The sequence below is a fragment of the uncultured Tissierella sp. genome (genome assembly GCF_902479755.1).
GTDB lineage: Bacteria > Bacillota > Clostridia > Tissierellales > Tissierellaceae > Tissierella > Tissierella carlieri.
Window position 1 is genome coordinate 11856 of record NZ_CABSQO010000039.1, and the last position, 21601, is coordinate 33456.

Annotated in this window: 21 protein-coding genes and 1 other annotated feature; all 21 genes read right to left on the reverse strand. The window is 30.1% G+C overall.

Annotated elements, in window-relative coordinates:
• Positions 1–35 precede the first annotated feature (35 nt).
• Positions 36–1814: an aspartate--tRNA ligase gene (gene aspS / locus RDK80_RS16535; protein ID WP_308524904.1), complete on the reverse strand. Its 1779-nt coding sequence runs from the start codon at positions 1812–1814 to the stop codon at positions 36–38.
• A gap of 43 nt (positions 1815–1857) precedes the next feature.
• Positions 1858–2056, reverse strand: a binding site (T-box leader).
• Positions 2057–2147: 91 nt separating this feature from the next.
• The gene (locus RDK80_RS16540; protein WP_094904022.1) at positions 2148–2558 is read right to left on the reverse strand and encodes a bacteriohemerythrin; all 411 of its coding nucleotides are present in this window, start codon (positions 2556–2558) and stop codon (positions 2148–2150) included.
• 22 nt (positions 2559–2580) lie between these two features.
• Positions 2581–4059: a coproporphyrinogen dehydrogenase HemZ gene (gene hemZ / locus RDK80_RS16545; RefSeq protein ID WP_094904021.1), complete on the reverse strand. Its 1479-nt coding sequence runs from the start codon at positions 4057–4059 to the stop codon at positions 2581–2583.
• 19 nt (positions 4060–4078) lie between these two features.
• Positions 4079–4699, reverse strand: a complete 621-nt coding sequence (locus tag RDK80_RS16550) for an MBL fold metallo-hydrolase (RefSeq protein ID WP_094904020.1) — start codon at positions 4697–4699, stop codon at positions 4079–4081.
• An 11-nt stretch (positions 4700–4710) separates the two neighbouring features.
• Complete coding sequence (gene dtd, locus RDK80_RS16555; protein ID WP_094904019.1) at positions 4711–5160, reverse strand: D-aminoacyl-tRNA deacylase; 450 nt, start codon at positions 5158–5160, stop codon at positions 4711–4713.
• 14 nt (positions 5161–5174) lie between these two features.
• Entirely contained in the window at positions 5175–7337 is a 2163-nt protein-coding gene (locus tag RDK80_RS16560) for a bifunctional (p)ppGpp synthetase/guanosine-3',5'-bis(diphosphate) 3'-pyrophosphohydrolase (RefSeq protein WP_308524905.1), read from the reverse strand.
• A 134-nt stretch (positions 7338–7471) separates the two neighbouring features.
• The gene (recJ, locus tag RDK80_RS16565; RefSeq protein ID WP_308524906.1) at positions 7472–9244 is read right to left on the reverse strand and encodes a single-stranded-DNA-specific exonuclease RecJ; all 1773 of its coding nucleotides are present in this window, start codon (positions 9242–9244) and stop codon (positions 7472–7474) included.
• Positions 9245–9384: 140 nt separating this feature from the next.
• Positions 9385–10251 carry a protein translocase subunit SecF gene (gene secF / locus RDK80_RS16570; RefSeq protein WP_201260039.1) on the reverse strand — a complete coding sequence of 289 codons (867 nt, stop codon included), beginning with the start codon at positions 10249–10251 and terminating at the stop codon, positions 9385–9387.
• Positions 10252–10266: 15 nt separating this feature from the next.
• Positions 10267–11550 carry a protein translocase subunit SecD gene (secD, locus tag RDK80_RS16575; protein ID WP_235601410.1) on the reverse strand — a complete coding sequence of 428 codons (1284 nt, stop codon included), beginning with the start codon at positions 11548–11550 and terminating at the stop codon, positions 10267–10269.
• A 10-nt stretch (positions 11551–11560) separates the two neighbouring features.
• The gene (gene scfB / locus RDK80_RS16580; protein WP_308524907.1) at positions 11561–12922 is read right to left on the reverse strand and encodes a thioether cross-link-forming SCIFF peptide maturase; all 1362 of its coding nucleotides are present in this window, start codon (positions 12920–12922) and stop codon (positions 11561–11563) included.
• 175 nt (positions 12923–13097) lie between these two features.
• Positions 13098–13238, reverse strand: a complete 141-nt coding sequence (gene scfA / locus RDK80_RS16585) for a six-cysteine ranthipeptide SCIFF (protein WP_094904015.1) — start codon at positions 13236–13238, stop codon at positions 13098–13100.
• An 80-nt stretch (positions 13239–13318) separates the two neighbouring features.
• Positions 13319–13696 carry a TIGR04086 family membrane protein gene (locus tag RDK80_RS16590; RefSeq protein WP_308524908.1) on the reverse strand — a complete coding sequence of 126 codons (378 nt, stop codon included), beginning with the start codon at positions 13694–13696 and terminating at the stop codon, positions 13319–13321.
• 136 nt (positions 13697–13832) lie between these two features.
• The gene (gene yajC, locus RDK80_RS16595) at positions 13833–14168 is read right to left on the reverse strand and encodes a preprotein translocase subunit YajC (protein ID WP_308524909.1); all 336 of its coding nucleotides are present in this window, start codon (positions 14166–14168) and stop codon (positions 13833–13835) included.
• A gap of 55 nt (positions 14169–14223) precedes the next feature.
• On the reverse strand, positions 14224–15348 hold the full coding sequence (gene tgt, locus RDK80_RS16600; RefSeq protein ID WP_308524910.1) for a tRNA guanosine(34) transglycosylase Tgt: 1125 nt from the start codon (positions 15346–15348) through the stop codon (positions 14224–14226).
• Between the two features lie 22 nt (positions 15349–15370).
• Positions 15371–16396, reverse strand: a complete 1026-nt coding sequence (queA, locus tag RDK80_RS16605) for a tRNA preQ1(34) S-adenosylmethionine ribosyltransferase-isomerase QueA (protein WP_308524911.1) — start codon at positions 16394–16396, stop codon at positions 15371–15373.
• A 219-nt stretch (positions 16397–16615) separates the two neighbouring features.
• Positions 16616–17983 (reverse strand): SpoIID/LytB domain-containing protein, encoded by a 1368-nt coding sequence (locus RDK80_RS16610; protein WP_094904010.1) that lies wholly within the window; start codon positions 17981–17983, stop codon positions 16616–16618.
• Between the two features lie 26 nt (positions 17984–18009).
• Positions 18010–19023, reverse strand: coding sequence for a Holliday junction branch migration DNA helicase RuvB (ruvB, locus tag RDK80_RS16615; RefSeq protein WP_308524912.1), 1014 nt, complete (start codon positions 19021–19023; stop codon positions 18010–18012).
• A gap of 14 nt (positions 19024–19037) precedes the next feature.
• Entirely contained in the window at positions 19038–19628 is a 591-nt protein-coding gene (ruvA, locus tag RDK80_RS16620) for a Holliday junction branch migration protein RuvA (RefSeq protein WP_304440627.1), read from the reverse strand.
• Positions 19629–19648: 20 nt separating this feature from the next.
• On the reverse strand, positions 19649–20143 hold the full coding sequence (gene ruvC, locus RDK80_RS16625) for a crossover junction endodeoxyribonuclease RuvC (RefSeq protein ID WP_094904008.1): 495 nt from the start codon (positions 20141–20143) through the stop codon (positions 19649–19651).
• Positions 20144–20222: 79 nt separating this feature from the next.
• The gene (locus RDK80_RS16630; RefSeq protein WP_308524913.1) at positions 20223–20816 is read right to left on the reverse strand and encodes a BofC C-terminal domain-containing protein; all 594 of its coding nucleotides are present in this window, start codon (positions 20814–20816) and stop codon (positions 20223–20225) included.
• A 69-nt stretch (positions 20817–20885) separates the two neighbouring features.
• Positions 20886–21518: a CBS domain-containing protein gene (locus tag RDK80_RS16635; protein WP_094904006.1), complete on the reverse strand. Its 633-nt coding sequence runs from the start codon at positions 21516–21518 to the stop codon at positions 20886–20888.
• Between the last annotated feature and the right edge of the window lie 83 nt (positions 21519–21601).

Genomic DNA, 21601 nt, shown 5'->3' on the forward strand with positions numbered 1-21601 from the left:
TATAATTTTAAATGACTCTTATATTAGCCTATATACTATTTAATATTAAGCTTCACATGAACTTCTTCTAACTGTTTTTCTGATACAGTAGTAGGTGCACTTGTCATCAAACATGTAGCAGATTGAGTTTTAGGAAAAGCAATGACATCTCTAATATTTGATGTATTTGATAAAAGCATAATAAGTCTATCAAATCCATATGCAATACCTCCATGTGGAGGAGTTCCATACTTAAAAGCTTCTAAAAGAAATCCAAACTTATCCCAAGCTTCTTCCTCTGTAAATCCTAATGCGCTAAACATTCTCTTTTGTAAATCAGAATTATTGATTCTGATACTTCCACCACCCATTTCATCTCCATTAATAACTATATCATAAGCCTTAGCCCTTACCTTTTCAGGCTGAGACTCCAAAAGCTCTATGTCCTCATCCATTGGATGGGTAAAAGGATGATGCTTTGCCACATATCTATTTTCTTCCTCGTCATATTCAAATAATGGGAATTCAGTAATCCAAACTAATTTCATATCATTAGGATCAATTATATTTAATCTTTTAGCTACTTCATTTCTTAAATTACCTAAACTATCGTATACAACTGAGTTTTTATCAGCTACGAAAAGAATTAAATCACCTTTTTCTCCTTCCATTCTTTCCAAAATATTAGCAAATTCTTCTTCACTAAAGAACTTTGCAATAGGGGAGGTGATACCTTCTTGTGTAATCTTTATCCAAGCCAAACCTTTTGCACCATAAGTCTTCGCATAATCCTCTAAAGCAGTTATATCTTTTCTAGTAAATCTATCTCCGTATCCTTTAATATTTATACCTCGTACAGAGCCTTGACTTTCCATAGCTCCGCTAAATACTTTAAATCCACAATTTTGAACCAGATCAGAAATATTTTTCAACTCAAATCCAAACCTTAAATCTGGTTTATCTACCCCATATCTTTCCATAGCTTCACTATAGGTCATTCTGTCTATTGGTAGTTTTATTTCTATTCCTTTAATTTCTTTAAATAATTTATATAATAATTTTTCATTAATTGAAATAATGTCCTCAACATCTACAAATGACATTTCAACATCTATTTGAGTGAATTCAGGCTGTCTATTAGCTCTTAGATCTTCATCCCTAAAGCATTTAACTATTTGATAATATCTATCCATTCCTGCAACCATAAGAAGCTGCTTCATAAGCTGTGGAGATTGTGGGAGGGCATAGAATTCACCAGGGTTTACTCTACTTGGCACTAAATAATCTCTAGCTCCTTCTGGCGTTGGTTTTGTAAGCATAGGAGTCTCTGTCTCAATAAACCCATTATCATCTAAGAAATCTCTGACCACTTTAGCAGTTTTTGCTCTTAATTTCAACTTTTCTTGCATAGATGGTTTTCTTAAATCAAGATATCTATATTTTAATCTCATGCCTTCTGATACATTATCATCATCTTTAATATAAATCGGCGGAGTCTCAGATTCATCTAATATTCTAAGCTCTTCTACTAAGACTTCTACCTCTCCAGTTGGTATTTCTTTATTTATAGATTGTCTAATTCTTACTTTACCTCTTACTGCTAATACAAACTCTGATCTAATTTTCTCTGCCTTATCAAATATTTCGCTAGATACTGTATTATCAAATACAATTTGAGAAATTCCAGTAGTATCTCTTAAATCAATAAATATGATTGATCCCAAATTTCTCTCTCTTTGTACCCATCCCATCAATACTACCTCTTGACCATCATGCTCAGATCTCAATTCTCCACACATAATAGTTCTTCTTAAGTTACCCATCTTTTCTGACATATACATACCTCCTCAAAAAAATATAAACCCCTCATCTCTGATATACAGGGACGAGAGGTTATCTCGCGGTACCACCCTAATTAGGTATTTCCTCACTCAAAAACTTAACGCATTTCTGCGAATCAATCATTAAAGATTATTTACTCCAAAGTGTCTTCATCGAATATTAGTATCGGATTTCCACCTCCACCGACTCTCTATAACTAAGGAATCCAACTACTCTTCCTTTTCATCGTATTATATTTATTTTTATTAATTATAGACTATAAAATAAATCATGTCAAGGAGTAAAATCATCTAATCTCCTAATGTATATCTTCTGTTTATATAATCTTAATATACAATTGTTGATTTCTCTTTAATCCTTTCAATGTATTTTTTATCATCTCCATTAATATGGTTTGCGAGCCAGTCAATTATTAATACCTTTAGATTATTTAGGTTTTCCTCAGATGCATGTCCATTTACAATATTCTGGTATATATTATAGATTTCTTCAATAAAATAGTTATGTTGTCTTCTGTGTTCAATAAAATTTTCATATGAATTTTCCATCATCAAAATTTCTTCTTCATAAAAATGATTATTTGCATAACTCATTAAAAACACAAATATACTTTCAATTTCTTTTGTGCTAGAATTTGTTTCTAAATTAAAAATCTCACTAGCTTTATCAAATATACTCTTATGCTGTTTATCTATAGAATCTATACCTGTTTTAAGGTCATCTGTCCACCATAGCATAGCCCTAAAATCCTCCTTTGTATTAATTGTTTCCTAGTATCTTTTTCTTCCTTTCAATCAATTCACTGCTTCTTTCCAGATACTCTTTTAAATCTTTAAAATTTGGGACTCTTTCTATTCTATTTTCTTCTGGGAAAAATATCTTAGACACAGAGCCCATTCCAGCCGCCATTATTGTTTCTTTTTCTTCCATCATAGCTATATTATATATACATTCCATTTTAGCCTTGCAATAGCCTATGTTTTCAAAGTTACCTAATATTTGCTTTTGTCTATAAAGATAATATGGTTCTAAGCCCATATCTTTGGTATACTCTCTGGTTTCATTTAACATAGCACTTAAAATATTCTGACTTTGTAATGAATATTGGTCAATAGTAGCTTTGAATTTAGACCCTCTTTTTACCGAAAGTGTATGTATCGTTAGGTTTTCTGGATCTAATTTCTGAATTTCTTCCAGAGTTTTTTTTATATGTTTAATCTCTTCTCCTGGAAGTCCTACAATCAAATCCATATTAATTATATCAAAACCAATTTCTTTAGCTAAGTTAAAAGTCTCGATAATATCCTTAGATTTATGTTGTCTTCCAATTAGTTTCAAGGTGTCATCATTCATAGTTTGTGGATTAATACTTATTCTTCCAACTTCGTTTTTATATAACATTGTTAGATATTCTTTTGTAATAGTGTCTGGTCTACCAGCTTCTACAGTAAATTCCTTTATATTTTTTTCTCCAAATCTATAATAAATAGCTTGAATTATCTTTTCCAGTTCCATTAATGGAATTGCTGTGGGGGTACCTCCCCCTATATATACTGTATTAATCTTTTTACCTTTCATCATTTCACTAATTTGCTCAATTTCATATATTACCTTTAAAGTATATTCTTTAATATGATTTTCATATCTGCCTATGGGTAATGCTGGAAAGGAACAATATAAGCATCTAGTAGGGCAAAATGGTATACTAACATATAGACTATACCTATCCTTATTTAAAGGGTAGATATAGTCCCTTTGCCTTCTTCCAATATCCAATATCAACTTAGCTTTATCAAAGGATAATTTATATTCTTCTGCTAATACTCTGATTATCTCATTTTCATTTATATCTTTATCTAATAAATCATGAACGATTTTGACTGGTCTTATGCCAGTCAATACTCCCCATGGAATTTTACTCTCTCCTAGAGAAATTAATGTATTATATAATGATTTTTTAATTCCGATTCTTATATATTTATCTATAGAATCACCATATACTTCTAGAGTACTAATATTTTCCGTTGCTTGATTAATTAAAATATTATCTATATATATCTTTGTTATAGTATATAACTTTCCATCTTCTTCATATAAAGAATTGATAATAAGAGTGCCCTCACCTGTATATTCATCTAATCTACTAATATAAAGAATCTCTTCCCCCGGGAAAAAGACTCTGATTAATTCAACTAATTCATATTTAATCTCATGACCTATTAACAATAATTTTATCACATAATCACCTTATTTAATATTAACGTAAAAAAGGATTTGAAAGCCTTTCTCTACCTATGGTAGAAGGAGCTCCATGTCCTGGAAATATTTGAACATCATCTGGATAAATCAATAGTTTATCTTTTATTGATTTTATAATGGTTTCATAATCTCCACCTAGTAAATCTGTCCTACCTATTGATCCTGCAAATAAAGTGTCTCCTGTTATCATATTATCTCTAATTTTTATGCATATTCCTCCTTTGGTATGACCAGGAGTATGAATAATCTCAGCCTTTTCATCGCCAAACTCTATTATGTCCCCATCCTTAAGTAACAAATCTGGTTCTATTTCTATAGTACCCATAGCCATCATTGTAGATAAGTTCTTATTTCCATCAATTAGCATCTCTCTATCTTCTTCATGTATCATTACAGAAGCAGACAATGCTTTCTTAAGATTAATTATTCCCCCTATATGATCTGCATGACCATGAGTTAATACTATATATTTTATTTTAAGTTGGTTTTCTCTTACTGATGTGAGTATCTCATCTACGTCTCCTCCTGGATCTATTACTATTCCGTCTCTAGTGGCTTCTGAATATATAACATAACAATTAGCTGCATATATACCTGCTGGTATTCTTATTATCTTCAACTCTATACCTCCTAAAATGTTTTTTTACTGTCTAATAATATAGTAACAGGTCCATCATTTATAAGGTTTACCTTCATATCTGCACCAAAAATACCTCTTTCTGTTTTTATCCCTTTTCCTATACATTTATCAATAAATTCCAAATAAATTTTCTCTGCAATATCAGGATGTGCTGAATCTGTAAAGCTAGGTCTTTTACCTTTCCTTACATCACCATAAAGTGTAAATTGAGAAATTACTAATAATTCTCCACTGATATCCAACAAAGATAAATTCATTTTATCATTTTCATCTTGAAATATGCGAAGCCCTAATACTTTATCTACTAGATAATCCAAATCCTTAGAACTATCTCCCTCACCTACTCCAAGTAGTACTAATAATCCAGTGCCAATTTTCCCAACTATCTCATTATCTACTTTGACCGATGCTTCTGTAACTCTTTGCACAACTGCTCTCATATATCTCCCTCTCTCTAAGCTGTAACTCTATATACATCCATTACATTTCTTATTCTTTTTATTTTTCTCATTAGATCCCTTAACTCTTCAATATCTTTAATTTCAAGGGTTACATTTATAAATACTATTTTATCTTTAGATGTTCTAGCATTTAAAGATATTACTCCTAAGTCAGAATCTGTTATCTTTTGAGTAATTTCTGCTAAAAGACCCGATCTATCAGATGCCTTAATTTGAATTTCTGCAGGATAGGATGCTTTCTTTTGAAAATCCCATTCTACTTCAATGAATCTCTCTGCATCATCTGACATAGTTATATTTGGACAGTCAGTTCTATGAACAGAAACACCTCTGCCTCTAGTTATATATCCTACTACTTCATCACCAGGTACAGGATTACAGCATTTAGAAAACCTAATTTTAATATTATCTACTCCTTTTATTTTGATACCTTGAGTAGGTTTACTTATTTTATTTTGTATAGTCTGTTGGATCTTACTCTCCACAAAGGCCTTCTCATCTGTTATTTTATAATATTCATTATATTGGGTTCTTAATTTTGAGATTACTTGATTCAGTGTTATACTACCATATCCAATAGCTGCATATAAATCATCAATAGAATTTATACTCACTTTAGATGCTATATTTTTTATCCATTCATCCTTTAAAATTTCTGAGGACTTATAACCTAATCGTTTAACTTCTTTTTCTAATAACTCTTTTCCTCTTATGATATTAAAATCTTTTTCCTTAGCTTTAAACCATTGTCTAATTTTAGTTTTTGCTTGAGTGCTTTTTACTATCTTTATCCAATCCCTACTAGGTCCATTGCTATTAGCTGATGTAATAACTTCAACAATATTTCCATTTTTCAATCTATAATTCAGAGGTACAATTCTTCCATCTACTTTAGCTCCTACACACTTATTCCCAACCTCAGTGTGTACTCTATATGCAAAATCGATTGGTGTAGAACCATCTGGAAGATTTATCACATCTCCCTTTGGAGTAAAAACAAATACTTCATCTGTAAAGAAATCTATTTTTAATGTTTCCATGAAATCCTTAGGGTCATTTAAATCCGATTGCCACTCTAATAGTTGTCTTAACCATGTAAGTTTATCATCAAAATTATCAGATTTATTACTTCCTTCTTTATATTTCCAGTGAGCAGCTATACCATATTCTGCTGTTCTATGCATTTCCCATGTGCGTATTTGAACCTCAAATATTTCTCCCTTCATACCGATTACAGTAGTATGAATAGACTGATACATATTAGGTTTAGGCATAGCAATATAATCTTTAAATCTGCCCGGCAAAGGCTTCCATAGATTATGAACGATACCTAATACTTCATAACAGTCTTTAATATTATCTACTATGACTCTTATAGCAGTTAAATCAAATATTTGCTCAAAAGCTTTTCCTTGATGAACCATCTTTTTATATATGCTGTAAAAATTCTTTGGTCTCCCACTGATATCATATTTTATGTTAACTTCATCAAGTTTATTGCTTAATGTCTCTATTATGTTTTTTACATATGCTTCTCTTTCCTGTCGTCTTTTTGAAACCCTCTCAACTAAATCATAATAATTTACGGGATCTAAATATCTTAAAGATAAATCTTCTAATTCCCATTTTATTTTAGAGATTCCTAGTCTATGGGCTAAAGGAGCATATATTTCTAGAGTTTCTAAAGCCTTTTCTTTTCTTTTTTCATCTCTCATATATTCTAATGTTCTCATATTATGAAGTCTATCTGCTAGCTTAACTATAATAACCCTTATATCATTTGCCATAGCTAAAACCATTTTTCTCAAATTTTCAGCTTGGTTTTCCTGCTTAGTTTTATATTGTAGTTTCTTTAACTTTGTAACACCCTCTACTAAATCAGCTATCTCAACACCAAATTCTTCTGCAATAGTTTCATGACTTATTTCCGTATCCTCTATTACATCATGAAGCAGTCCTGCTACTATGGTAGCAGTGTCCATATTTAAATCCGCCAATATCATAGCTACATTAAATGGATGAACAAAGAAGTTTTCACCTGAGTTTCTTACTTGCCCAGCATGAGCCGACTGTGCGAAATTATATGCTTTCACTATAAGACTTAAATCAGCTTGTGCATTATATTGTTCAATTTTCAAGAGTAAGTTTTCTAACATTGAATTCACCTTCTTCACCTATAATGAATGTATATATAAAGTAGTTTGATTACTTATAATTACCCATAATTCACTATTTATAACGATTACGTTAATATACCATATAAAAAAATATTTATTAATCTAAAGTTTAATTATTTATTAATTCTATAATTTTGAATTGTAACTTGCAAATTAGTATTTCCATTATATTCATTAACGGAAGGATAAAATAATATATCTAATTTTATATTATTCCCTATTCCTTTATAAATTTTATCCAGTTCTCCATTCCCATATATTTCATTCACTCTATTTTCAAAAGTCATAATATCTCCAAAAAATATTCCTTCTATTATTTTTCTATTCTCATTTTCTAATATTAATTTTAAAACATTTTTATTGGCACCTAATACAAAACCACGATTAATCTTTAGATTCTTTTCACCAAATATAGGTTTATTATTGCCTTTTCCAAAGGGTTCTAAAAGCTTTAATTCATCAATTAACTTAAAACTAATATATTCTAGCGGAAGTTGCATGTCAATATATATTCTAGATATTAAATCATCATCTGTTAGACTTGTGTTTTCATTTAACTTTTTTCTGAATTGACTTATATTTGTTTCTTCTAATGATAATCCAGCTGCCATAGGATGCCCGCCAAATTTTAATAATAGATCCTTACACTCTGATATCTCTTCAAACATATTATATTCTTCAATAGATCTTCCAGAGCCTTTAACTCCATCTTTTCCTTGAGTTAATATTATTGTAGGTCTATTATACTTTTCTTTAATTCTTCCTGCTATGATACCTGCAATACTTTCATGTATTTCTGGCTCATATATAACTAGTATCTTATCTTTCTTTATCTCAGAATTCTCAATAATGTTAATTATTTTCTCCACTCCATCTATAGTCATTTGTTTTCTCTCTTCATTTAGTTCACGAAGCTCTTTCGCTAAAAGATTTGCATGATCTAAATCGTTTGATAAAAGTAACTCTAAGGCTTTTAAAGCAGAATCTAATCTTCCGGAAGCGTTGATGCTTGGCCCAATAATAAATCCTATGTGATAAACTCCTATCTCCTTATCTTCAATTCCTGTTTCTTTTATCAAAGCTTTTAGACCAATATTTTCTGTATTATTTAAAAGTTCTAGACCCTTTTTCACTATAATTCTATTTTCATCAATTAAATCAACTACATCGCAAATTGTAGCAATAGCAGTATATTCCATCAAACAATATGTAGATTCTAATGGTAATTCAAATATGAGGTATAGTTCTTGTATTAATTTAAACACTACAGCAGCCCCACAAAGTCCTTTAAATGGATAATTACAATCCTTTTGCTTTGGATTTATCACAGCATCTGCCTCTGTAGATAAATATTTTTTTTCGCCAGCTTCATCTACTACAAAAGGTAAATCATGATGATCTGTTACTATTACTGTTAGTCCAAGTTCTTTTGCAAGCTTTATCTGTTCTATCGCTGCAATACCATTATCACAAGTTATTATAGTATCTATCCCATCTTTTTCTGCTTCTCTAACGATTTCATTATTTATACCATATCCATCATTGATTCTACTTGGTATAACATAGTCTACATTTCCACCACATTTTTTTATGCCTGTATATAATAAATAAATTGAGATTACTCCATCTACATCATAATCTCCTACTATTCTTATCTTTCTTTTATTTATTATCTTATCTCTAATAATATCTGCACCCTTTAGCAAATCTTTCATAAGACTAGGGTCATGCAATCTATCTAAGCTAGAAGATATAAAACTATCAATCAAGTTATAATCAGTAATATCTCTATTAACTAGTAACTTAGATAAAAATTCAGATATTTTGAAATCCTTTGCTATTTTTTTATAATCAGCGACTTTATTTTTTATAAACCATTTTTCCAATTACTTCACTCCAATAGAAATAGAATTTAGACACACTAATTAGTATCTAAATTCTATCATTTAATCACATTTAATTCTAGTTTTTATTATCTATTTCTTCATTTTTTGACAAAATTTTTATTATTGAAAATAAAAACTACTTATTTAGCAGCTTTTATTTTTCTATTCTTAAGTTCATACCACAATGGAGCTGCGATAAATAATGAAGAATAAACTCCAGCTATCATACCTATAATAAGAGGTAATGTCAACACCTTAACATCTTCAACTCCTAAAATATATAATACAGTAACAGCCATCAATGTAGTCAGTGTAGTATATATTGTTCTTTTTAAGGATTGTTTAATACTATTATTTATTATATTTTCAACTGATTCTCTAGGATATAACTTTGTATTTTCTCTTATTCTATCAAAAATAACTATTGTATCATTTATAGAATAACCTAGAATAGTTAATATTGCAGCAATAAATGAACTATTTACTGGAATTCTAAGAATTGAATAAACAGCTAACATAATCAGTATATCATGAGCTAATGCTACAATAGCTGCTACACCAAAATTGAATTCAAATCTCCAAGTAATATAACCTAACATAAGTACAGTAGCTATTAAGGTAGATAATAAAGCCTTATTTTTTATTTCTGCTCCCATAAAAGGACCAAATTTTTCAGATTGAAAATTATTTTTGTTTATATCGTATTTTTCTATAAATTTATTTATTATATCTGTTATCACATCATTAGATAGATCTAAGGTACTTTTTATTATTAATTCATCTTTTTCAGTTCCTCCGTGTAAAATACTTACATTTTTATCATATTCATCAGTTATTTCTCTAACTTCATCTACAGGGATAAATTTTCCTGCATTTATCTGAATCAAAGTACCCCCAGTAAAATCAATTCCATAGTTTAAACCTTTAATGAAAAACATAAGGATTCCTGCTATTATTATAGCGATTGAACATATTGCAAATATCTTCCTATTTTTTATAATATTCATATTTTCACCTCTCTATTAAGCTCCATAAAGCTTAGTATTTTTATTACCTGTAATTGATACCATTAACTTTAATAAATATTTAGATATAATAACTGCTGTTATCATAGAAGCCACTATACCAATAATTAAAGTTACTCCAAATCCTTTAATTGGACCAATTCCAAAGTAATATAATACAACTCCAGCTATAAATGTAGTTATATTTGAGTCCATTACTGAAGTAAGAGCTCGCTTAAATCCTGTATCTACAGCAGTTCTAATGCTTTTGCCAGCTTTTATTTCTTCTTTTATTCTTTCAAATATTATAACATTTGCATCTACAGCCATTCCTATAGATAAGATTAAACCAGCTATTCCTGGAAGGGTCAATTTAACCCCTAAAGATGACATCGTAAATATTGTTATCAATGTATATATAATCAAACCAATAGAAGCGATAAAACCAGGAATTTTATATATTATTATCATAAATATCATAATTATAAGAAGTGCAATTGCTCCCGCTTTAATACTTCTTTCATATGCTTCCAAACCTAATGTAGGTCCAATAAGGGAGGTTTGTAATTCCTTCATCTCAACTGGTAAAGCACCTGCCCTAATCAATGTAGCTAATTGACTAGCTTCTTCTAGTGAAAAACTTCCTGTTATAACAGCCTTACCGTCTGTAATAGCTGTTCCCCCTTCTTCTGCACTTTGCACTGCAGGATAGGATATTATTTGATTATCTAAAATTATATAGATAATTCTGTCCTCTCTATTTGGTTCTAAAGTAAGTCGGCCTGTAGCTTCAGCAAATTTTTTAGTTCCCTCTTTGTCTAGTTCTAAGCTTACTAGAATTTCTTGCTGACCTAATTGATTATTATGATATTGTACCTCTGAACCAATTACATTTTTACCTGTCAATACAACATTTTTATCTGGATCTACAAATTGTAATTGTGCAGTCTTACCTATTAACTCAATTGCTTTTTGAGGATCATCTATACCTGCTAGCTCAACCCTTATTCTATTACCACCTTCAATTGATATATTAGGTTCTGACACTCCAAGGCCATTTACCCTCTCATTGATAATTGCCTTTGACTGCTCCATAATTCTTTGAAGTTCTGCACCCTTAGCATCAGTTTGAGCCTCTAGAACTACATAAACACCACCTGCTAAATCTAGACCTAAGTCTATAGCATCTTTTGCTCTAATAATTTCATATTTCCCAATCTTGGCACCATTTAATGCTAAAAACGTACTACCTCCTACTATAGTTAGTATCAATATAAAAATTATAGTACTTTTGGCTTTCATATTCTTCCTCCTACTCATCTAAATTTGCCAGTATAGATATGGCACATTCAATTCTTTTCTTTTCCATTTCACAACCGATCTTATATGCTTTACTAAGATCATTGTGCGCATGATAGGAATTTGCATGACAACCACCGCTGCAATAAAATCTTGCCCAACATTCCCTACATTCTTCTTTATTATATACATTGGCCTTCTTAAATTTTTCTCTTATATCCCCTCGTTGAACTCCATCTATAACATTTCCTAACTTAAATTCCTCTTCCCCTACAAACTGATGACAAGGATATAAATCACCTTCTGGCGTAACGGCCATGTATTCAGATCCTGCTCCACATCCAACAGATCTTTTTATAATACAGGGACCTTGAGTCAAATCTATCATAAAGTGGAAAAAATAAAAATCCTTGTCCATCTTTTTTATATTTATATACTCTTTAGAGAATTTCTCATACTCGTCTAGAACAGATTGTAAATGTTCTTCTCTTAAAGCATAATCCATTTCCTCAGATGTAACTACTGGCTCTATTGAAATCTTTTTAAATCCGTTATTATAAAAATCTAATGCATCTTTAGAGAAATCAATATTATTACTAGTAAAGGTCCCCCTAATGTAGTAATCCTTGTCTCCCCTTTTTTCCACCATCTTTTTAAACTTAGGTAAAATAATATCATAACTACCTTCTCCACTAATTGTCTTTCTCATATTATCATTGACTTCTTTTCTGCCATCTAAACTAAGAACAACATTTGACATATTTTCATTGATATAATCAATCTTCTCATCATCAAGTAAAATTCCATTTGTAGTAATAGTAAATCTAAAGTTTTTATTATATTTCTTTTCTAACTCTCTTCCATAATTTATTAAATCCTTGACTAAATTAAAATTCATCAAAGGTTCTCCGCCAAAAAAATCCACCTCTAAATTTCTTCTTGCCTCTGAATTCTTAACTAGATATTCTAATGCCTTTTTCCCTACCTCTAAAGACATCAGTGATCTTTCTCCTTTAAAATCACCTTGTGATGCAAAGCAATAACTACATTTTAAATTACAATCATGAGCTACATGCAAACACATCGCTTTAACAATATTTTCTTCATTATATTTGAAGTGAGAAATGTTCACATCTTCAGAGAATAAAAGTCCTTCTTTAGCCAATTGATCTATTTCATTATATACATCCTCTACAGCTTTTTCGCCATAGGTACTTTTAAATGTATTCTTTATTTCATCTATAGTTTTTTCACCATAATAATCTATGATTTCATATACAATTTTATCAACTACATGTACCGCACCAGTATTTACATCTAAAATAATATATTTATTATTTAAATGAAACTTATGCATCTTTGATGCTTTATTCATTAAAGTTCCTCCTAATTGACAATTTTATACAAATAAAAAAAGCTTCCATCGAAGCATTATAAGGTATCTTTTTATGAAACCCATATACGGAAAGTTCTCTTTAACAAATCTAAAATAAGTAAGAACTTTCCTATGGGCATAAAAAGTAATGGATAAACCACCACCCTTTATATTCTTATTTATTCTCGCATTTTTGGTTTCCTACAGTACAGGATGTTTTACAAGCTGATTGACAGGAAGTTTGACATTCCCCACATCCGCCCTTGGATATAGTATCTTTTAGATTACTACCAGATATTGTCTTTATGTATTTCATCTTAAATCCCTCCTTAGCATCTATTTACTGCTACTTATTATACCATATTAGTTTTTTTATTTAAAGTTTTTTTTATTCTTTTATGATATGTTTATCCCAATAATTCCTCCTATTATTCCTATAATACATGCCAATACTAACTTTGAAATTGAAAATATATCTAATACTAAAGGCTTTAGAAATATAAAGTTAAGCATAATTAATATTAGATAATATGCCATACCTATTATTCCTCCATTAATCCATCCTTTTTCTTTAACCATTTTTGCTACATAAACACTACCTGAGGTTACACTTATCACCATGATTATTGTATTCACTAGAGGCATTTTATTTTCTCTAAGACTTGAATAGGTTAATAGTATTGAAAAAACTAGTATTAAAATACATGTGATAATATAGGCCAGAAGTAACCCCTTTAATAAATAGATATTTTTGTTCAAATTCTTGGTTTTCACATTATATCCCTCCTTATATTTACTTCATAGAAAATAATCTGGTAGTCCTTTAGGGCTCCTTATCCTTAATTTATTTAAGGAAACCAATATTTATTACATAAAAAAGCTTCCTTATTAAATTAGGAAGCTTTTTTTGTTATTTATCATCTTCTTCAGTTTTTATTTCTTCAGTTTTTATTTCTTCAGTTTTGTTATTTTTTGATTCATTTTTGCTAACTACTGAACCAACAGACCATCTAGTCATATCTAGCTTCGTTTTAGAAGATCCTACTTCTATAGTTATTATATCTTCTTTAGCTTTGATAATTTTACCATAAATTCCACCTATGGTAATTACTTCATCTCCAACTCTTAGGCTGTTTCTCATTTCTTTTATTTGTTGTTCTTTTTTCTTTTGCGGTCTAATTGCCATAAAATAAAATATGACTAAAAAACCAATTGGTATTATTAATCCTTGAAGCTGTTGTGGCATGTACAAATCCCTCCTTTTCTATAATCTATTATACAATATATTTTAAATAATTCACCTAATTTTTATCATTATAACCATATTTTTTATAAAATTCCTCTTTATATTCAAGCAATCTATCTTCTTTTATGGCATTTCTTATGTTTTCCATAAGTTTTATCAAAAAGTATAAATTATGAATTGTAGTAAGTCTTGATCCTAGAATTTCGTCCACATTAAATAAATGTCTAATATAGGCTCTTGAATAATTAGTACAAGCATAGCAATCACACTCTGGATCTAATTTAGTAAAATCTCTTGAATATTTTGCATTTCTTATAACTAGTTTTCCTTGAGATGTAAGAACTGTCCCATTCCGTGCAATTCTAGTAGGTAACACGCAATCTGCCATATCTATCCCTCTAATTACAGATTCAAATAGATAATCAGGAGTTCCAACGCCCATATTGTATCTAGGTTTATCTTTAGGCAATAAAGGTGTAGTAAAATCTAATATCTCACACATTAATTCCTTTGGTTCACCAACACTAAGACCACCTATTGCATATCCCGGAAAGTCTAACTCTACTAATTCCTTTGCACTTTGTTCCCTTAAGTCCTTATATATCCCACCTTGTACTATTCCAAATAATCCTTGATTATCCCAATTCTTATGATAATCTTTACATCTTTTAGCCCATCTAGTTGTTCTTTCCATAGAATGCTTCGCATATTCATATGTAGCAGGATAAGGAGTACATTCATCAAAACACATCATAATATCTGATCCTAGTGAATTTTGAATTTCAATTGACTTTTCAGGACTTATAAAATGTTTAGAACCATCAATATGGGATCTAAATTCTACACCTTCTTCTTTTATTTTTCTCAAATCTCCTAAACTAAAAACCTGAAATCCTCCACTATCGGTTAAAATTGGGCCATCCCAATTCATAAATCTATGTAACCCTCCTGCTTCCTCTATTAATTTATGACCTGGTCTTAAATATAAGTGATAAGTATTACTTAAAATTATTTGTGCTCCTAAACCTTTCACTTCCTCTGGTGTCATAGCTTTGACAGTAGCTCTAGTACCTACAGGCATAAATATTGGTGTTTCTATTACTCCATGGGGAGTATATAATTTACCAAGCCTTGCTTTAGAATCCTTTGCTTCTTTTAATAGTTCAAATCTTATTGCCATAATCTTCCTCCTATGATATCCCCTATTTTATAAACATGGCATCGCCAAAACTAAAAAATCTATATTCTTTCTCTACGGCTATTCTATATGCATTAAGTACATTTTCTTGAGTAGCTAATGCACTTACTAGCATAAGTAAAGTTGATTCAGGCAAATGGAAATTTGTAATTAATCTATCTATAATTTTAAACCTATATCCTGGATAAATAAATATATCTGTCCATCCTGATTTAGATATAATCTTTCCATTTTCATCAGCCACAGTTTCTAAAGTCCTTGTAGAAGTAGTGCCTACAGATATTACTTTCCCACCATTATGTTTAGAATTATTGATTATTGCAGCAGCTTCCTCTGAGATATTGTAATACTCTGAATGCATATGATGATCTAAAATATTATCCACCTTAACAGGTCTAAAAGTACCAAGTCCAACATGCAAAGTTATATATGCTATATTGACCCCCTTATCTTTAATTTCATCTAATAAATTATTAGTAAAATGAAGACCTGCAGTAGGAGCCGCGGCAGACCCCTTATGCTTTGAATAAACGGTTTGATACCTTTCCCTGTCATCTAATACCTCCGTTATATATGGAGGTAAAGGCATTTCACCTAATTTATCTAAAATCTCTTCAAATATTCCTTTATATTCAAATCCTATAATTCTAGTTCCATCTTCTTCTATTGATAAAACTTCACCCTTCAAAATTCCTCCACCAAATTCTATTATATGTCCGGGCCTAGCCTTTTTCCCAGGCTTCACTAAAGACTCCCATACATTATTTTCTATTCTCTTAAGAAGTAATATTTCTATGCTTTCTTCTTTACCTATTCTATTACCAAATAATCTAGCAGGTATTACTCTTGTATCATTTAATACTAAACAATCTCCTTTGTCCAAGTATTCTATAATATGTTTAAACGTTTTGTGCTCTATTTCCCCGGTTTTTTTATCCAATATCAACAATCTAGATTCCTCTCTATTCTCTAAAGGGTGTTGAGCAATTAGGTTTTCTGGCAAAAAATAATTAAAATCTTCTCGTTTCATTAAACCATCCTTCTTTATTATAATTATTGACCACAATACAATTCTTTTATCCAATTATATTTAAAATGTGAATATAATTTTTTAGCTATTAGTTATTTAGCAACTTTTTCATCTAAATTTATAAATCATATAAATTTATTCTATTATCTTAGACATTTAATTACTAAGCACTTTTTTATCAGGCACATTAATATTCTAGCCTATCTATCGATTTACATATTAATTATTTGGTAAGACATCTATCCCAGTATAATAATATTTAAGAATCTCCTCGAAATCATATCCTAATTCAGCCATTTTCTTAGCTCCAAACTGGCTCATACCTACTCCATGACCAAAGCCTTTTCCTTCTATCACTATTTCGGAAGACGATACTGGATAAAATTCTCCTATGGATTCTACTCTATCTTTTCCAATAGCCCTATTCACCGTACTTCTTGTTACTGTCTTTTTTTCTTTCCCATCTATTATATAGGCTTTACTAGTATCTATAGTTTGTGGTTTGAGTGTATCTCCGCTTATAACATAAACTTGACTACTTGATGAATTAGCATTTCCACCTTTTATGCTAAACCAAGAACTCTTAAATTTCGTAGCACCTACTAAGTTTCTAAATTCGGTTCCACCTATAGTTTTTTCTCCTTTAGTTCCAATTATTTTCACTTTGTTTACCTTACCAGTAGAGGTCGCATCAATAACTTCAATTCCCTGTAAATCTCCAATGTTTATTCCAGATGAAACTAAATTATTGTTTAATTCATTAATATTAATACTAAAATTCCAGATACTATAAGGAGATTCACTAGAAAAGCTATCTTCCACAGACTTTAGATATGGCAAATCTCCACCCCATACATTTACACTATCTTCTGTAAAACCACTACTAGTTGAATGGAATATCGCCTCTATTACTTTTCCATTGTAATATGCAAATATATCCTTTGTTTCATCTACAGCTAGATTAGTTGAAGGTCTTTCATACTCAAAGCCTGAATATACTTGACAATGAGTCGTATCACATAAATTAAATCCTTCTGCTGAATGTTTCTTTATATTTGAAAGAGCAAAGCTCCTAGAAGCTACTGCCTGTGCTTTTAGCGCTTCAATATGAAAAGTTGCTGGCATTTCTGCTGGAACTACCCCATATAGATAATTCTCAAGATTTACATGATTTATAACAAAAATCTCATTATTTTTACTGACTAATCTAATATAATCTCTATAACGATCTTTTTCAACCTTTATTAATTGATTATCTAATGTATTTTGAGAAATTAAAACACTTCCATCTTTAGGTAAAGTAAATACAATATTGTTTTGAGAATTAACTAGATTGATACCATCTTCTCCTAATACAGCCTTAATACTAGTTTCACTTATACTCCCTATAGAATTATCTTTATTATTTAAATCAAATAGTAAAAAACCACTATCACTTCCAAGATTAATTACATTATTCTGTACTATGGGTTTTGTCAGTCTAATATCTATATATTGAGTATTAATTGAATTGGCATAAGATATTTTAACAGGTAATAAAATTAACAGCAGTATACAAATTAAAATTCTAGGTATCTTCCTATTCATTGCCTTACTCCTTCCTATGTCATTTTTTATTGTTCCTCAGTATAGGGAATTCCAAAGTGGTCATATGCTTTTTTAGAAACTACTCTTCCTCTAGGAGTTCTATTTAAAAATCCTATTTGCAAAAGATATGGCTCATATACATCTTCTATTGTAATTCTTTCCTCTCCTGTTGCGGCAGATAATGTATCTACACCAACTGGTCCACCGTTAAAATTTTCTATTAAAGTGAGAATTAATCTTCTGTCTACACTATCTAGCCCTAACTCATCAATTTCAAGGATTTCTAAACCCTTCTTTGCCACTTCCCAGGTAATTACACCTTTTTCTACGACTTGAGCATAATCTCTTACTCTCTTTAATAATCTATTTGCAATTCTAGGAGTTCCTCTAGATCTTCTAGCTATTTCCAGAGCTCCTTCATTTTCAATCCTTATATTCAATATATCAGCAGACCTAACTATAATCTGTTTAAGACTCTCCTCATCATATAATTCCAAATTCAGCATTACACCAAATCTATCCCTAAGGGGAGATGTTAAAAGTCCAGCTCTAGTAGTTGCACCAATAAGTGTAAATTTAGATAAATCAAGCCTTACTGATCTAGCAGAGGGGCCTTTACCTATTATTATATCTAAAGCAAAGTCCTCCATTGCAGGATATAGTATCTCTTCTACAGTTCTATTAATCCTATGTATCTCATCAATAAATAAAACATCACCTTCTGAAAGATTAGTTAAGATACTTGCTAAGTCTCCCGGCCTCTCAATGGCAGGTCCTGATGTTACCCTAATATTAACTCCCATTTCATTTGCAATAATATTTGCCAAAGTTGTTTTACCTAGCCCGGGAGGTCCATATAATAAGACATGATCCAATGATTCATTCCTTCCCTTAGCTGCTTGAATAAAAATATTTAATTTTTCCTTAGCCTTATCCTGACCTATATATTCAGTAATCCATTTAGGTCTTAATGTTAATTCACTTTCCAAGTCTTCAGTTCTCAAACTTCCAGCCACTATTCTATCATTAGTATCTTCCATATATTAACACCTTCTTAATGTTTTGATAATTTTCTTAATGCTTCTCTAATTATATCTTCAATATTCATCTTAGATATATCCATTGTCCTAATAATCTTCTCTATTTCTAATCTAGTATATCCTAATGACATCAAACCATCTATTGCTTCATGATAATCATTAGGCTTAATTCCACTAATATTATCTTCTACGACCTCAATATTCTTGTCTATTCTATCTTTAAGTTCTAAAACCATTCTCTCGGCAGTCTTTTTACCAATACCTGGTGCTTTACATAAAATATCTAACTCTTTTTTTATTACAGCTACCTTAATCTGATTTGGTGTAAGTGTAGATAAGATTCCTAATGCACTTTTGGGACCAATTTTAGAAACCATCTGAAGTAGCCTAAACATATTAATTTCTTCTTCTGATGTAAATCCATAAAGAAATAATCCATCTTCTCTTACATTAAGGTATGTAAAAATCATTGCATTTCTCATACCTAATTCAAGTTGAAGCATTGAGTTAGTAGATGTAAATATCTTGTAACCTATCCCGTTATTCTGTAATACTATATAATCTTCTTTAATGGATACTACATCTCCAATAATAAATTCAAACAATATATTCACCCTCTGTAATATTATTTCATTCTAAAGGATTCTTTAAATTTAATAGAACTACCATGACATATAGCAACTGCTAAAGCATCTGCAACATCATCTGGTTTAGGTTTTTCTTTTAAGTTCAATAATATCCTTACCATCTCTTGTACTTGACTTTTATCTGCCCTACCATATCCTACAACAGCTTGTTTTATTTGTAGAGGAGTATATTCATATATATTCATACCTTTGTTAACAGCTGCTAATATTTCTACACCGCGGGCCTGTCCAACTTTTATTGCTGTTTTTACATTCTTATTAAAAAATAATTCTTCAACAGCTAAATCTTCCGGCCTGTATTTTTCTATAATTTCAGTAAGTTTATTATATATTATCTTTATCCTGTCGGGAAATAAAATATCTGAGTCCGTTGTTATACATCCATAATCAATAGCCTTAAAATTATTTCCATTGCACTCTATAATACTATATCCAACTATTGCAATCCCTGGATCAATTCCTAGAATTATCATCCATAATCTCCCTTCTATAAATATATATATTATTGTATCATATTTCCAAAGAAAAACTAAGTTAGAATTTCTAACTTAGTTAACTAATAAAATTCTCTAGAATTTCAGATAATTCTTCCTCACTATCTACTACTATTCCTTCAACTATTTTTTCTTGATCAATTTCCATTAGTAGTGAGATAGGATAATCTATAAATACTTTTTCTACTATCCTTTCACCATTTTCTCCTATCCGAAATATAGCTATAAAACCATCTTCCTCTCCTACGACATAATGGTTCTCACATAAATGATTTTTGGTAATCCCTAATGTTATTTTGTTAGATGAATATGAAATTATTCTTTTATTTGGATAATTTTCATCCAAATATTTAGTATATTCATCTCTGGTCATATTAACAAATTCATCTTCTACTACTTCAACTTTTGTAACGACATGATCACACGCTGTATAGTGAATTCTCTCTTCTATAAATGTATTTGGAGAAATTCTACTCTCCTCGTTTAATATTTCTCGCCCCGAATGCTTTGACATATCTGTTTCTTTTTCACTGACTTTGCTAATGCTTTTTGGATTTAATTTTTTACTCATTAATTGATAACCAAATATAAAACTTATCAAAAACAAAGTTAAAGAAAAAAAGAAAATAGGTAAAATTCTATCTTTTTTCATAAATATCCCTCCAGATTACTATCTAGAGGGATATTCTATCCATTTTAGGAATTTTTATACATTCATCTATTATTTTGTTACCTCACCAATCTTAAAACCTGCAGATTGAATTTTATCAACTAATTTATCTACATCATCGGTATCAACCCTAAGTATAACTTGAATCAAATCTAGTACTTTTGGGTCCATAATAGCAAAATTTATTATATTTATATTTTCTTTTCTAATTAAATCTGTAAGTCTTGCTAATTGACCTGGTAAATCAAACATATTTACAACAATTCTTGTTCCTTTATCTATTCCAAATATCTCTGAAAAAGCATTAAATATTGCAAAATGAGTTAATATACCTACAAATTTATTGTTAGAATCAAAAACTGGTAAGAATGGTGTTCTGAGTTCCTTCAAAAGGTAAGAAGCTTTTTCAATCCTCTCATCTGCAGAAATCGATTCATAACTGTTATTATATATTTCTTTTACTTTAGTATTACTTAAATATTCATCCTTATTACATTTTCCAGACTCTAAGTAATTTCTATAAACAGCTTCTTTCATAAGAATACCCTTAAATTCATTGCCATCTAAAACTGGTAATGATAAAAAATTTCCTTCATTGATTTTCTCAAGGGCACTACCTAAGTTTTCTTCTAATTCAACTGTAGTTAAATTTCCTTTTGATAACATATAATTTCTAATAAACATCTAAGCTCCCCCTTTAACTATTATCTATATCTCTTTAATACTCTATCATTTAGCCCATACCAGTAGGCTTCTTTATAGAGTTT

Bases quoted from the DNA above. Each gene is read 5' to 3' on its own strand.
- aspS (WP_308524904.1), bottom strand. From the start codon at position 1,814: ATGTCAGAAAAGATGGGTAACTTAAGAAGAACTATTATGTGTGGAGAA.
- RDK80_RS16540 (WP_094904022.1), bottom strand. From the start codon at position 2,558: ATGCTATGGTGGACAGATGACCTTAAAACAGGTATAGATTCTATAGAT.
- dtd (WP_094904019.1), bottom strand. From the start codon at position 5,160: ATGAGAGCAGTTGTGCAAAGAGTTACAGAAGCATCGGTCAAAGTAGAT.
- RDK80_RS16560 (WP_308524905.1), bottom strand. From the start codon at position 7,337: ATGTTAGAAAACTTACTCTTGAAAATTGAACAATATAATGCACAAGCT.
- secF (WP_201260039.1), bottom strand. From the start codon at position 10,251: ATGAATATTATAAAAAATAGGAAGATATTTGCAATATGTTCAATCGCT.
- secD (WP_235601410.1), bottom strand. From the start codon at position 11,550: ATGAAAGCCAAAAGTACTATAATTTTTATATTGATACTAACTATAGTA.
- scfB (WP_308524907.1), bottom strand. From the start codon at position 12,922: ATGAATAAAGCATCAAAGATGCATAAGTTTCATTTAAATAATAAATAT.
- scfA (WP_094904015.1), bottom strand. From the start codon at position 13,238: ATGAAATACATAAAGACAATATCTGGTAGTAATCTAAAAGATACTATA.
- yajC (WP_308524909.1), bottom strand. From the start codon at position 14,168: ATGCCACAACAGCTTCAAGGATTAATAATACCAATTGGTTTTTTAGTC.
- tgt (WP_308524910.1), bottom strand. From the start codon at position 15,348: ATGGCAATAAGATTTGAACTATTAAAAGAAGCAAAGGATTCTAAAGCA.
- queA (WP_308524911.1), bottom strand. From the start codon at position 16,396: ATGAAACGAGAAGATTTTAATTATTTTTTGCCAGAAAACCTAATTGCT.
- RDK80_RS16610 (WP_094904010.1), bottom strand. From the start codon at position 17,983: ATGAATAGGAAGATACCTAGAATTTTAATTTGTATACTGCTGTTAATT.
- ruvB (WP_308524912.1), bottom strand. From the start codon at position 19,023: ATGGAAGATACTAATGATAGAATAGTGGCTGGAAGTTTGAGAACTGAA.
- ruvC (WP_094904008.1), bottom strand. From the start codon at position 20,143: ATGATAATTCTAGGAATTGATCCAGGGATTGCAATAGTTGGATATAGT.
- RDK80_RS16630 (WP_308524913.1), bottom strand. From the start codon at position 20,816: ATGAAAAAAGATAGAATTTTACCTATTTTCTTTTTTTCTTTAACTTTG.
- RDK80_RS16635 (WP_094904006.1), bottom strand. From the start codon at position 21,518: ATGTTTATTAGAAATTATATGTTATCAAAAGGAAATTTAACTACAGTT.